This window comes from Gracilibacillus ureilyticus (assembly GCF_900111195.1).
Classification (GTDB): domain Bacteria; phylum Bacillota; class Bacilli; order Bacillales; family Amphibacillaceae; genus Gracilibacillus; species Gracilibacillus ureilyticus.
Map to the genome: position 1 here is coordinate 164,550 of NZ_FOGL01000006.1, position 13,977 is coordinate 178,526.

13 protein-coding genes and 1 rRNA gene are annotated in these 13,977 nt (G+C 35.7%); 7 read left to right on the forward strand and 7 right to left on the reverse strand.

The features are described 5' to 3' along the window. The first annotated feature begins 39 nt into the window (after positions 1-39). A complete protein-coding gene (locus BMW36_RS08250; RefSeq protein WP_175480383.1) occupies positions 40-2,034 on the forward strand; it encodes an ATP-binding protein in 1,995 nt (664 codons plus the stop codon). Between the two features lie 33 nt (positions 2,035-2,067). On the opposite strand, the gene BMW36_RS08255 is transcribed toward BMW36_RS08250, so the two are convergent. Further along, positions 2,068-2,715 (reverse strand): response regulator transcription factor, encoded by a 648-nt coding sequence (locus BMW36_RS08255; RefSeq protein WP_089740391.1) that lies wholly within the window; start codon positions 2,713-2,715, stop codon positions 2,068-2,070. A 166-nt stretch (positions 2,716-2,881) separates the two neighbouring features. On the opposite strand from BMW36_RS08255, the gene bcbE reads away from it, so the two are divergent. Further along, positions 2,882-4,105: a bacillibactin exporter BcbE gene (bcbE, locus tag BMW36_RS08260; protein WP_089740392.1), complete on the forward strand. Its 1,224-nt coding sequence runs from the start codon at positions 2,882-2,884 to the stop codon at positions 4,103-4,105. 32 nt (positions 4,106-4,137) lie between these two features. On the opposite strand, the gene BMW36_RS08265 is transcribed toward bcbE, so the two are convergent. From BMW36_RS08265 to BMW36_RS08285, 5 genes are all read right to left on the reverse strand, one after another. Beyond that, positions 4,138-5,430, reverse strand: coding sequence for a glutamate-1-semialdehyde 2,1-aminomutase (locus tag BMW36_RS08265; protein WP_089740393.1), 1,293 nt, complete (start codon positions 5,428-5,430; stop codon positions 4,138-4,140). 72 nt (positions 5,431-5,502) lie between these two features. Next, a complete protein-coding gene (locus BMW36_RS08270; RefSeq protein WP_089740394.1) occupies positions 5,503-7,413 on the reverse strand; it encodes an ABC transporter permease in 1,911 nt (636 codons plus the stop codon). Continuing rightward, a complete protein-coding gene (locus BMW36_RS08275) occupies positions 7,388-8,164 on the reverse strand; it encodes an ABC transporter ATP-binding protein (RefSeq protein WP_089740395.1) in 777 nt (258 codons plus the stop codon). The genes BMW36_RS08270 and BMW36_RS08275 overlap by 26 nt, the downstream gene beginning before the upstream one ends. Before the next feature lie 163 nt (positions 8,165-8,327). Then, the gene (locus BMW36_RS08280) at positions 8,328-9,329 is read right to left on the reverse strand and encodes a sensor histidine kinase (RefSeq protein WP_089740396.1); all 1,002 of its coding nucleotides are present in this window, start codon (positions 9,327-9,329) and stop codon (positions 8,328-8,330) included. A 1-nt stretch (position 9,330) separates the two neighbouring features. After that, a complete protein-coding gene (locus BMW36_RS08285; RefSeq protein WP_342707258.1) occupies positions 9,331-10,023 on the reverse strand; it encodes a response regulator transcription factor in 693 nt (230 codons plus the stop codon). Positions 10,024-10,099: 76 nt separating this feature from the next. Here BMW36_RS08285 and BMW36_RS08290 point away from each other — a divergent pair, with 76 nt between their 5' ends. The 3 genes from BMW36_RS08290 (at position 10,100) to perR (ending at position 11,808) form a co-directional block, all read left to right on the forward strand. Further along, positions 10,100-10,516 (forward strand): potassium channel family protein, encoded by a 417-nt coding sequence (locus tag BMW36_RS08290; protein WP_089740398.1) that lies wholly within the window; start codon positions 10,100-10,102, stop codon positions 10,514-10,516. A 97-nt stretch (positions 10,517-10,613) separates the two neighbouring features. Next, the gene (gene bcp, locus BMW36_RS08295) at positions 10,614-11,087 is read left to right on the forward strand and encodes a thioredoxin-dependent thiol peroxidase (RefSeq protein ID WP_089740399.1); all 474 of its coding nucleotides are present in this window, start codon (positions 10,614-10,616) and stop codon (positions 11,085-11,087) included. A gap of 271 nt (positions 11,088-11,358) precedes the next feature. Continuing rightward, positions 11,359-11,808, forward strand: coding sequence for a peroxide-responsive transcriptional repressor PerR (gene perR, locus BMW36_RS08300; protein ID WP_089740400.1), 450 nt, complete (start codon positions 11,359-11,361; stop codon positions 11,806-11,808). An 84-nt stretch (positions 11,809-11,892) separates the two neighbouring features. Here the strand turns inward: perR and BMW36_RS08305 are convergent, their stop codons facing one another. After that, the gene (locus BMW36_RS08305) at positions 11,893-12,252 is read right to left on the reverse strand and encodes a YgzB family protein (protein WP_089740401.1); all 360 of its coding nucleotides are present in this window, start codon (positions 12,250-12,252) and stop codon (positions 11,893-11,895) included. A 190-nt stretch (positions 12,253-12,442) separates the two neighbouring features. Between BMW36_RS08305 and BMW36_RS08310 the strand changes: the two genes are divergently transcribed. Together BMW36_RS08310 and BMW36_RS08315 are read left to right on the forward strand one after the other, a co-directional pair. Beyond that, the gene (locus BMW36_RS08310) at positions 12,443-13,312 is read left to right on the forward strand and encodes a nucleotidyltransferase-like protein (protein ID WP_089740402.1); all 870 of its coding nucleotides are present in this window, start codon (positions 12,443-12,445) and stop codon (positions 13,310-13,312) included. A gap of 438 nt (positions 13,313-13,750) precedes the next feature. Continuing rightward, positions 13,751-13,977, forward strand: a 16S ribosomal RNA gene (locus BMW36_RS08315); the annotation flags it as partial.

A 13,977-nucleotide genomic window follows, 5' to 3' on the forward strand; every position in this document is an offset into this window, starting at 1 on the left:
AATGACTAATAGATTCTGCAATATAAAAGGATGGCAGCTATGTTAAGAAAATATGCACTTCTCTTCATATTAATAACTTTAATGAGTTTAGTTTTTGTATTTCAGGATAAACAACACATTAATGAATTGGTCGCAGAAAATGGCAGTGTCGAAATTCCCGCTTTTGAATCTGCTTCCATTTATCAGTTAACGGGCGAATGGGGATTTTACCCTGATCAATGGACAGAACCAGCCGATATTTCGCTGCAAGAGCCTGTATATGTATCCACCCCTAATTCCTGGAAGAACTTAAGTGAGGCGAAACAAAAAGGGATAGGAACATACCGGCTGGAGTATCAGATTTCTGAAAGAGATATAGGAAAAAGGCATTCCTTCTTTTTTCAATATATAGGTTCTGCCTATAAAGCATATGTTAACGGAGAATTAGTAGCAGAGGTAGGAGAATTAGGGAAATCATCAAAAACAGAAAAACCTTATTTACGTGATGAATTAATCTATTATGAACCAGATCAGGTAAATAATGAACTGATCATACATGTATCGAATTTTTCTTTTCGCGAAGGCGGGATCTTCCAAGAAGTCTATTATGGTGAAAGCAATAACACAATAGCCTTTCTCATTAAGCAACAGTTAGAGCCATTATTACTAATTGGCGGATTTTTAATTCTTGGTATCTATTATTTCCTGAAGTATATGATTAACCATTCTAATGACACTTTTCTCTATATTAGCTTAATTAGTTTTATGGCTATGGTCAGAACCTTTCTACTCACTGAATACGTATTTTATACTCTCTTTCCTGCAATACCGTGGAATGTAATGACAAAGATTGAATATATGAGTATTCTACTTGGCATGATATTACTTATTCAATTTATGTACAAGCTTTATAAGCAGGATATTAATAATAAAATTTATACGATAGCTATTTCAGTTATGGCAGCTTTTCTAATATTTGTTCTTGTTACACCAACATTCATTTATACGAACCTTTTATGGGTACAGACTGCTTTTATTTATTTATTTCTTTTATATTTTGTTATTATTACAGGAATCAAAGCAATTATTAACAAAAGAGAAGGAAGTTATATCAATATACTCGGAATAGTAATTATGGCAGTAGCTGCTGTTATTGAAATAACCGTTGAACGGGATATATCTATTTTCCCTATGATATTAACTTATAGTGTCCTGTTATTTTTAGTTTTACAAGGTGTCATCATTTCCAAGAGATATGATAAAATTTCGGAAAGAAATCAGGAATTGGCTCAATCTCTGAAAGAATTAAATAATTCCCTGGAACATAAAGTTATTAAACGCACTTTGGAGCTGGAACGTAAAAATGGAGAGCTGATTCAATTACAGAAAAGCAGATCTGATATGATGGAGAATATCGCCCACGATCTCGGTTCACCGATGAACGCATTTGAAAAACAGTTATTATTGATTAAACAAGGCTATATTCAGCCATCTGAAGCCTTATTAGATACTTTAATCCAAAAAACCAGGTCCATTAAAAGATTAGCAAATGATTTATTTCAATTATCCCAATTACAGACAAGAAAATGGTCCATCCATAAAGAAACAGTCCGAATTAATGCATTTGTTCAGGAGATTGAAAAATTATTTGGTTACGAATTGAATCAGTTAGGTTTAAAATTGGAAAGCATTTGTCCTGTTAATGAAAAATATCTTATTCAAATTGATAAGGAAAGAATTATTCAGGTTATTCGTAATTTTATTGACAATGCTTTAAAACACGGGGAAGAAGAAAATATGATTCGAATTTCAGTAACAATTAACAATGAAGACAAGTTACGGATAGAAGTGAAGGATTTTGGCAGAGGGATCGATAAGGAGGAGCTTCCTTATATTTTTGACAGGTTTTACCGCAAATCAAACAAGCCAAATTCCGGTTCAGGACTAGGGTTAGCTATTGCAAAAGAAATTATTGAACAGCACAAGGGACAAATTGGTGTGGAGAGTGAAAGAGGAAGAGGATCATGTTTTTATTTTACCCTTCCAATTGAATAGAAATAATGGCATGATCATTTAAATATTTAATGATCATGCTTTTTTATTCAGGAGTTTTATCGCTTCCATGCGATTCTTCACATTTAATTTCTGATAAATAAGTGTTAAATAATTTTTAATCGTTCCTTCCGACAGAGAAAGTTCACTTGCAATTTCTTTTATTGCTAACCTGTTTTTTAAATGGATTAATATATCTCTTTCCCTTTGGGTAAAGTCATCATCAAGCCAATTTGGTAAAACATCATCACTTAACAGCTGTTTGCTTTGCAAAAGATAGGAGGACAGTTGTTTAGCGATTTCCGGAGGCAGAGTAATCTTTCCCTCCAATGTATTGCGGATAGTATGAATAATTTCATGGAAATCCCCTTCCTTAAGAATATAGCCACTGGCACCGTGTGCTAATCCTTCGATTATATAGGGCTGCTCGTTAAATGTTGTTAATATTAATATTTTTAAGTGAGGATATCTTAGTTTAGCCTTTTTAATAAACTCAATTCCATTTAGTTTTGGCATTTTAATATCTGTTATCACAATATCTACATTTACAACATCAATTTTATAAAGGGCATCCAATCCATTTGAAGACTGCTCCACGACTTTCATATCTGGCTGAACATTAATCACTGTTTTAATTGCATCCAGGAATAGCTCTTCATCTTCTACTATAAGAATTCTGTACATTTGATTACCTCTTCTGTTTATGTATTATCACTTTACAGACAGTATAACAAATTTACCAATTAAATTCCTTTGCTAAAAGAAATTTTTGTTCTCCATCGTATTATTTTTTACTTTAGACAAACAATAGGAAGCAGGAACTAAAAATAAATATGAATGAAGGAGAAGCATGATGAAGGGCAAAAAGTTGGCATTATTTTCGCTGGCATCTATTCCATTAGTGATGACATTGGGGAATTCTATGTTAATTCCTATATTGCCGATAATGGAAAAGGAAATTAAGATATCGTCATTTCAATCGAGCTTAATAATCACTATCTACTCGATTGTAGCTATTATACTTATCCCGATAGCAGGCTATTTATCTGACAAGATTGGCAGGAAAAAAGTCATTATTCCAAGTCTCATCATCACTGGAGCAGGTGGATTGCTATCCGCTTATGCTGCATGGAATATGACTGATCCGTATGTAATGATAATGATTGGGCGTTTTTTACAGGGGATTGGGGCTGCTGGTGCATTTCCGGTTGTACTGCCAACAGTTGGTGATATGTTTGAGGATGAAAAAGAAGTGAGTGCAGGACTGGGGATAATTGAAACTTCCAATACTTTTGGTAAAGTGTTAAGTCCAATTGTTGGGGCATTGCTTGCCGCATTTATCTGGTATCTGCCTTTTGTATTTATACCAATCTTTTGCTTAATCTCAATACTTTTAGTATGGTTCCTTGTAAAGGCGCCTAAAGAAGATGCAGAGAAGAAAGATAAGACTTTCCACGAGTTTGTTCAGGAGGTTAAACAAACTTTTGCTGATAATGGGAAATGGCTCATCACTGTATTTATAATAGGATGTCTAAATATGTTTATATTGTTTGGATTTTTGTTCCATTTCTCCACCATTTTAGAAGAACGGTTTGATTTAAAAGGAACATGGAAGGGGTTTGTACTCGCTATCCCACTTCTGTTATTGTGTGTTGCTTCATTTGCCGCAGGAAAGAAAATAGGCAAGAATAAATTAATTATGAAATGGACAATATTTGCTGGTAATTTAATTGCTGCAGCTGGATTAGTGTTTATAAATACTAATTTATCATTTGTTGCATTATCAGTTTTTTTATCAGTTGCCGGTTTAGGTATTGGGTTGTCGTTACCTGCGTTAGATGCTTTGATTACGGAAGGCTTAAAGAAAGAAGTGCGTGGAACCATTACCTCTTTGTACAGCAGTATGCGTTTTCTGGGGGTAGCAGCAGGGCCGCCTGTTATTGCCCTAATGATGGGAGATTACGAAAAGATATTATATTGGTTTTTAACAGGGTTAAGTGTGATTGCATTTCTGATTACATTGTTTTTAATCAAACCAGAACCTGATAAAAAGCCGGAATCTATTGTTTCCTAAATAAAAGAGGACCACTTTTGGTCCTCTTTAATCTATTTTGCCATTTCTTCAAAAGCTTGATTTACGCATTCAATGGTATGTCTGATATCTTCTTCCGTATGTGCAATGGTTAGAAACCATGCTTCATATTTAGATGGCGCTAGATTAATGCCCTGTTTCAGCATCAATTTAAAGAACTGACCAAATTTTTCGCCATCCGTTGCCTCAGCCTGAGCATAGTTTGTCACTTTTTCGTTACCAAAGTAGACAGTTAATGCACCTTTTAACCGATTTATTGTTATACTTATGTTATGTTGTTCTGCTGCAGCTGTAATACCTTCCTCGAGTAATGCTCCAAGTCGATCCAGCTTTTCATAAATACCTGCTTCACTCAATACTTCTAAACAAGCAATGCCAGATGACATTGATGCAGGATTACCAGCCATTGTACCAGCCTGGTATGCGGGACCAAGAGGTGCTACCTGTTCCATTATTTCCTGCTTGCCGCCGTATGCACCGATCGGCAGTCCGCCGCCTATTATTTTGCCGAGTGCTGTCATGTCAGGTTCAACACCAACAAGTGACTGAGCGGAGCCATATGTGAAGCGGAAGGCGGTAATTACTTCATCGAATATGAGTAAAGAGCCATTTTTATTGGCAAGATTTTTTACTTCCTGAAGAAATCCTTCAAATGGTTCAACAATGCCGAAATTTCCAACAATTGGTTCAATCAGCACTGCGGCCACCTGGTCTCCCCAATGATAAAGAGCTTCTTTATATGCATCGATATCGTTAAAGGGAACAGTAATCACTTCCTTGGCAGTAGCTTCAGTTACTCCAGCGGAATCCGGGTTTCCCAGAGTAGATGGGCCTGAACCCGCCTGGACGAGGACCGCGTCAAAATGTCCGTGATAACAGCCGGCAAATTTGATGATTTTTTCTCTATTAGTGTAGGCTCGGGCAACACGGATAGTGGTCATAACAGCTTCCGTACCTGAATTTACGAATCTAACTTTATCCATTGATGGAATGGCCTGTTTTAATTTCTGGGCAAAAATATTTTCAAGCTTTGTTGGGGTTCCATAAAGGACACCATTTTCAGCAGCAGCTATAATAGCTTTTGTTATATGTGGATGGGCATGTCCGGTAATAATCGGTCCATATGCACCTAAATAGTCTATATACTTATTATTATCTACATCCCAGAAATAAGCTCCTTCCGCTTTTTCCATATAAACAGGCGATCCGCCGCCTACTCCTTTATACGCTCTGGACGGAGAATTGACTCCACCAACAATATGTTTTTGAGCTTCTTTATGTAAAGCTTCCGATTGAGTGAATTGCATAATAAAACCTCCATTATAGAAAATGCATGTTCATTATAGCATTAACTAGAATGGAGGAAAAAACAATCTTACTTACATTACTTTTTTAATTTTCGCGATGTATAACCCTCTGATAAAAAAGAAGTAAACAGCATAAATTAATAAGTAACAGCTGATTAATGTAATACTGGGTATTACAATAGAAGATGCCAGCATATTTTGCAGTGCTTTAAATGCAAAGCTTGCATGAAGTACAGCCAGACCGAATGGAATAAAGAATAAGTAAGCAATTTGCTTTGTTGCAATAATCTTCATTTCTTTTATTGTTAGACCGATGCGATATAAAGCCTTGTACTGTTCGATATCTTTGTCTAAATCCTGATACATCTTAAAATAAAGAATCGACCCCGCTGCTAAAAAGAACAAAACGCTGATAAACAACCCGAAGAAGAGGGTATGAGAGAGAGAGTTTTTCATAACGTTGTAAAAGTCTGCTTTAGAATCTATATTTGAGACGACATCTTGATTAAGTTCCATACTAATATTTTTCACAATGTCAGTATGCCTTACCCAATTAGTTATCGAAAATGCTGCATAGCGGTACATTTCTTCAGATTCAGCAACATTTGCAAATCGCTGATAAAGTGAATCTGTGACAACAATTGTATAACCCGTCTGATAGATGTCATTAACAATCGACAGTATAGGCACAGTCTCTAACTGACTTTCGTAATTCTTTGATTGAACCGTAATACTATCAGGGATGTTTAAATTATTAGAAGACATCAAGTATGGCAGCATTAGCAATGTTTTCTGTTCGGAATTCAATGGGTATATCTTCGTCTCCGCTAATTCGGCAAGTTTTTTATAGTCTGAATAGGACATTAAATGAATCCATGTCTCACTGTCCATGTTGGTAATTTGTGCCATCTTTCTATCAACTACTGTCATCTCAAAATCTACCTGGTTTTTCTCAAATGATTGAATCACTTTTTTTATTTCCTGGTCCATCTTAGCGACATTATCTGCCCCTCTGCTTAAAAAGGAGAAATCATTAGGGGTGTATGCTGCAGCCTCAGTTTCTGCACTCTGGAAAGCACTGTATAACACTCCGGAAGCAGTGAAAGAAATGGCACTTAAGATCGTTACAAAAAACAGCAGTCTCGCATGGTCCTTCATTTTATAGTTAAGTTCAGAAATGGTAAGAATGTTTGTCTGATGATAATAAACATTCTTCCGTCTTTTAAGCAGAGAGATAAATGCGACAGAAAATTGCGTATATAAGAAATATGTCCCTGGAATAATAAGGATTAAAATGATAAACATTCGCTGGAAAATGGTCATGATGCTTGCAGTAGCTGCTAAATAATAAGCAGATACAATGAGAGCAATTGCGAAAATACTTAATATCCAGGAGAATTTCGGCACTATCTTCGGAGCTTTCATCCCGCGGAATAATTCGATAACTGCATTTGTTCTTAAGGTCCAGACAACGATAATGGAGTTGCATTCGAACATAATGAAGTAACTGATAACTGTAAGAATTACAGCTTTCGGTGCAATATAAAAACCAAGAGTACCCTCAATGCCAAGTATTTGGGAAAAGCCCATGATAAAGATATTTGCAAAAATTATACCAACAAGCAGACCTGAAACAATAGAAACCACACCAATAATAGTATTTTCTAAAATTAATAAACCATTAAGTTGTTTCTTGCTTATACCGAGCGTCATAAGCAATCCATATTCTTTCTTTCTCGATTTAATAAAAGCCCCTGTGGAGTAAAGGACAAACAAAAAGGAAAAAACAAAAATAATAACTTCTACACTCATAATTCCGCGTTGCACATTTTCGCGAAAATCATGCCCATCAATTTCAGGATGATACATAATGACAGCATAAATAAAGAAAACTGCAACAGAGAACATACAGCTGAAGAAATAGCTTAAATATTGCCTGGCATTCCGCTTAACATTATTAAAGGCGAACTGTCTGAAAGTCATCAGTGTCTCCTCCCAGCATTGATTGCACATTTAATATCTCCTGAAAAAATGCCTGGCGGCTGTCCCCTTTATCCAGCTGGTTAAACAGTTTCCCGTCTTTAATAAAAACAATTCGCTCACAAAAGCTTGCAGCAAATGGGTCATGTGTTACCATTAGCGTCGTTGCTTCCTTTTTTCTGTTCAGATCACTAAGGGCTTCCATTACTTGTTTGGATGCTTTTGAATCCAGGTTCCCTGTAGGTTCATCCGCAAATATGATGGCAGGCTCATGAATAATCGCGCGTGCAATAGCAGCCCGCTGCATTTGACCGCCGGAAACTTCAAAACTGCGATTGCGAAGTATGGAGTCAATACCTAATTGTTTGGCCACCTTTACTAAACGTTGCTCCATGTCTTTTACTTTCCACCCATCTAAAGTCAGTGGCAGCATAATATTTTCAGCGATTGTCAAAGTATCTAACAAATTAAAGTCCTGAAAAATAAACCCAATTTGTTTACGGCGGAATTTTGCTAATTTCTCTTTCGATATTCTGGTAACATCCTGATTATTTATTTCAATTACTCCTGCAGATATGCGGTCAATGGTTGAGAGAACATTGAGCAAAGTTGTTTTTCCGCTGCCAGACGGCCCCATTACTCCAACAAATTCCCCTTTATTAATTGTAAGCGAGATATTGTCGATTGCTTTATGTTCAATACCGCGTTTGCTTCCGTAAATTTTCGATATATTCTTCGCCTCTAACATAGCCATCTGTTTACTTCCTCTCCATCCTTAAATTCATTACAGGGCAAACATAAGTAAGATCCCTGTGGTCAAATTCTTTCTTTATTATAATCGTAAAAAGCAGGATGTCCTATCGATTTTTCTTTCAAATGAAAAAGGAAACCTTACAATGATGTAAGATTTCCCTGAGTCAGGATCTATCAAATCTGATGGAAACAGTCGTTCCTTTGTTTACTTTGGAATGAACGGATAATTTATGGTTTAATGCATCACAGATCTGTTTGGAAAGATACAAACCCATGCCGGTTGACTCCTGATAATGACGCCCGTTATATCCCGTGAAAAAGGGATCAAATATTCTTTTTAAGTCCTGGGTTGGTATGCCGATTCCTTCATCTTTTATATGTAAATGGTAAATTCCGCTGGTGTTTGTTACATAAAAGTGTATTTGTGTTTTCGTGCCGCTTGCATACTTGATGGCATTCCCTGTAATTTGCTCAAGTACAAATCTTAGCCATTTAGGATCTGAATAAATAATTACTGTGTTATCATTCTCGATTTTTGGGTAAACATGATTTCTGATAAAACTGGATTTATAATCCTGTACAACTGAGCGAAGAAGTTCAGTAAGGGGAATTTTCTCTACATGAAAATCCCGTTCAAACTGTTGCAGTCTTGCTTGATATAATGCAAGTTGAAGTCCATGCTCAATCCGTTCCAACTCCTCCTCCAAATCACTTTTTGCGTTATCAGGGATTGAATACATCTCTTTTTCCAAAATGAGTTTCATAACAGATAGTGGTGTTTTCATCTGGTGAACCCATTGTTGAATAAACATGCTTTCCTGCTTCTTCTCTGTATACAGTGTTTCTAACTCCTGTTTATATGCATCATATTGTTTCTCATAATGTTCTTTAATTTGGGCTGTTAATTGATTTGGTGGATCAGGCAGCCAGGCTGTTCGTGCAGTATCAACTTCTGTAAAGTGGTACATATCCCGAAATTTCAAATAGCGGAAAAGATGATAAACAAGTAAAAAGAAGGTCACTACAAGCAACATGTAGAGAATATTCTCATTACTAATGGTATATCCTTCTATTCTGCTAGCTAATTGAGCGATAAGTATGACAAGACCTATCTGTGAGTAAAAGAATATTATGGATGCTAAATGATCTCTTATATATGCCATCATGCTATTTCACCCATGTTTTTTCTAATTTATACCCGGCACCGCGTATTGTGGTAATCGCCTCTGTGATTTGTAAGTCTGCCAGCTTTTTTCTAAGACGTGTCATATTCACACTTAATGTATTGTCATCAACGAAATCCTGATCATCCCATAATTTCTCTAGTAAATATTCTCTTGAAACAATTTCCTCCACTCTGCTGAGAAGTGCCTGTGCCAGTAAACATTCCTTTTTGGTAAGAAGTGTATGGACACCGTTATATGATAAATAGAAAGTAGATGTATCTAGACTCAAACCGTCTGCTTCAATGATAGAATTGTTTCTATCTGAGCGGTATTCACCATATACACGTCTAAGCAGACTTTTAATTTTAGCCAGTACCACTTCTAATTGAAAGGGTTTGGTAATATAATCATCTGCACCGTTTTCTATTGCCATAACCTGGTCCATACCGCTATCCCGTGCAGAGATGAATATGATAGGGCAGTTACTAATCGCCCGAATATGCCGGCACCAGTAAAAGCCGTCGAACCTTGGTAAATTAATATCTAAAAGGACTAAATGGGGCTCATATTGTTTGAATTCAGTCTGTACAGCTCCAAAATCCTTTACTGTTTCAATTTCATAATTATACTTCTCTAAAAAGTCTTTCAGGATATCCCGAATCTTTCGATCATCTTCTACGATATAAATCCGCATCAACTGTCATCACCTCTATGCATCTATCGTAAACTAAAGAAAGGAAAAAATAAACAGAAAAAGGAGCGGCTGCTCATTGATAGCTGTAATTTCCATCCTATTAATTTCATTTTTGCTTATAGCCAGTTTGTATGCTTTTATATTTGGGAAAGTTCATAAAAAAAGTTACTTTTCCTATGAGATTTTTTATACATTGTTAGTTGTATACTTTACTGTACTTACATCATTTGCATGTCTTTACTTTGTATTGTCATTTCAGGGAGTTCTGTTACTGGATGATGGCAAATTGCACCGTCTGCCTCCGTTAGAAACGTTGGCACATTCCTTCTACTTCAGTGGTGTAACTTTAATGACAGTTGGATATGGTGATATTACACCAATTGGCTGGGGGAGACTTCTCGCATTAATTGAATCATTAATAGGATATATTTTGCCTCCTGCTTTTTTTCTGAAAATTTGGCAGGGGAAAAATGGAGAGCGTCTCAGTCGTTAATAGTTGAGACTTTGACTGATTTCAAGTAACCTAAGTAGTAGAAAATGTTCGAAAACAAATAATAACTCGCAAAAACTAATCAATGGAGGGATTTTTCGTGACGGTAGAAACAGGTCAAAAAGTAGAAGACTTTACATTACAAAATAACAAAGGTGAGAAAGTTAGTTTATCTGATTATAAAGGGAAGAATGTTGTCTTATATTTTTACCCTAAAGACGATACTCCAGGCTGTACTACGGAAGCTTGTGACTTCAGGGATAATTATGAAAGTTTCCAGGATGTTAATGCGGTCATACTTGGGGTAAGTCCTGACTCTGAGGAAAGTCATAAGAAATTCATTGACAAACACGATTTACCATTTGAGTTATTAGTAGATGAAGACAAAGAAGTAGCAGAACAATTCGGCGTTTGGCAATTAAAAAACAAATTCGGAAAAGAATATATGGGTATTGTTCGCTCTACTTTTATAATTGATCAAGAGGGTGTATTACAGAAAGAATTCCGCAATGTACAGGTGAAGGGGCATGTAGATGACGCATTACAGTACATTCGTGAAGAACTGAATAAGTAACCATTGATAAAGTGTGAGCATTTGCTTGCACTTTATTACATAATATCAGAACACAATCTTTTACCGGCTCAAATAGAGAGTTTTTATCTAAATCCATATACTTCGAATAAAAATTTGGTATTTCATATATACTTTTATTGACAGGACAAGCTATACAGGAGTACACTAATTATAAGAATTATAAAGTAATAATTGTATTAATACTGTTTATATTGTAAACTGGTATTAGGATAACAATTCTTAATTTAATTTGTAGGAGAAAGTGAGGTGCATGGCGGTGTCTGAACATATGTTGCAAGAAGCAGTTGAAAAGCTGAAGTCATCAGGAGTTCGAATCACACCACAGCGTCATGCGGTGTTGGAGTTTTTATTAAATGCAGAAACTCACCCTACTGCTGATGATATTTATAAAGCGCTGGAAGGTAAATTTCCGAATATGAGTGTTGCTACAGTGTATAATAACTTACGTGTTTTTCGGGAGATTGGGTTAGTACGTGAGCTTACTTATGGTGATTCTTCTAGTCGATTTGATTGTAATACTTCTAAACACTATCACATTATTTGTGAAAGCTGTGGTAAGATAGTTGATTTCCATTATCCAAGTCTGGATGAAGTGGAATCATTAGCAGAACAGATTACGGGGTTTGATGTAAGCCATCACCGAATGGAAGTATACGGAGTTTGTCAGGATTGTAAAAAAGATAAAAAGCAAATTGTATAAATTGTTGAAAACAGCACACGGCTTAATGTCGTGTGTTTTTGTGTTTTAAGGAAATGAGAGAAACAGAAAAGCCGCCAGTATGCCCTAGCGGCTTTTTTTCTTGGAATTATAGCCTTCGTCAAATTCTTTTCCTTCTAATTCTTTGTCCATTGTTAATGGTTGTTTGCAATGCATACATGCATCAACGCGACCTAACATTTTTGTTGGTTTATTACAGGTGGGACAGATAATTTGTACTGCTCTTGTTGATAACAAGCCAATCCAGAAATAAACCACAGTACTAAAAACAATTGCCAATGTTCCTAGTATAATAAAGATCAGCATTAACCATTCAACTTTTCTGAAAAATATTCCAACATACATAATACCGAACCCTATAAATATTAAACTTAATGCAAAGGTACGGATTCTGTTTATTTTGTTTTTATAGGTTATTTCAGCCATTATTTCTCCTCCATAGTAATCCTGCGTGCTAATAGTAGTATAGCATATAAAGAATAATGATGAGAATGTTTTGGACACAAATCTCTCAGGGTAATTAATATAATAATCCTAATTTTTTTATACATATAGAAAGGGAATCATCTGTTTTATATCGAATCTTAATTATTAAGAAGAATAAGGGGGAGTTTTCTTGGAGGATATCTTACGGCCGATATATCAGGAACGTGCAAGTAATCCGAATACACTCGGGATAATCATAATGGAGAAAAAAGAAGAGATTAGTCCAGAAACTGATAATTTCGATATAATTTTATTAGTGATTGTGGCCAATACTGAACAAAAGTGGGTTGTGAAACATTATGAGTATGGAGAAAAATCTGCAGCACTACACATAATCAAACAAGAAGTGCTGGAAGACTGGATTAATACAAGCAGATACCGGAAAGCAATGGAATGGATTATCAATGGAAAGATAATTTATGATCGTAATCAATACTTAGATAAGTTAAAGGAGACCTTAAGAGTTTTCCCTAAGGAACAGAGAAAAAGGAAGTTAGCAATTGAATTCTCTAAATTAACAAGGAACTATAGTGAAGGGAAGAATTTGTATCAATCTGATGATTATCTTGATTCCTATAGTAGAATGCTGCGTTCCCTTCATTACCTTGCAAGGATATCAATTATAGATAAAGGCTACCATCCTGAAGTAATGGTTTGGAAACAAGTGAAGAGAATTGACCCGCAGATTTATAAATTGTACGAAGAACTTATCAGAAGTAAAGAAGATATAAAGAAGAAAGTAGAGCTAATGCTTATAGCGATCGAATTTTCAATAAATAAAATAATTGATATATGTTCGGATCATCTTCTTGAAGTTATGCGTTGCAGAAATGAACCATGGGGTTACGGCGAACTTAAAGTTCATCCAGAAATAGAAGCTTATATGTATGATTTAGTTAGTGTAATGGAATATTTAATCGCATCAGGGAAAATTGAAGTTATTCTGGAAGACACCAAAAGTAATGCAATATTCCATAGGAAGTATAAAGTGAACAATTAAAGGGAAGACATAGTAATCACTAATATGGTTGCTATGTTTTTTATCATAAAGCAAAATTATGCACATTTGTTCAGTAGGTCCATATAATATGGTGGCATGTAATAATGGATCCGAATTATACGGAGAGCAGCAGAGAATAACATATTTAGAGAAAATAAAAGTTTTTATTAAAAAGTTATTGACTTTAATTTAGATATCATGGTATATTATTAAACGTCGCTGAAACAACACAGCAAAACTTAATACTTCGCTTCAAAAAACTTTCAAAAAAGTTGTTGACAAGAAGAGATTAAGTTGATATAATTTAAAAGCTGTCGCAAAAACGACAAACAAACATTGATCATTGAAAACTGAACAAAACAACCAGTATGAAAGAAAAGTAAGAATTAGCTAGCTTATAGAAGCGAGCAGATCAATTCGGCACATTCATGTGCAAGTTTTATTGAGAGTTTGATCTTGGCTCAGGACGAACGCTGGCGGCGTGCCTAATACATGCAAGTCGAGCGCGGGAAGCAGGATGACCCCTTCGGGGTGATTCCTGTGGAACGAGCGGCGGACGGGTGAGTAACACGTGGGCAACCTGCCTGTAAGACTGGGATAACTCCGGGAAACCGGGGCTAATACCGGATAATACTTCTCCTCACATGAGGAAAAGTTGAAAGGTG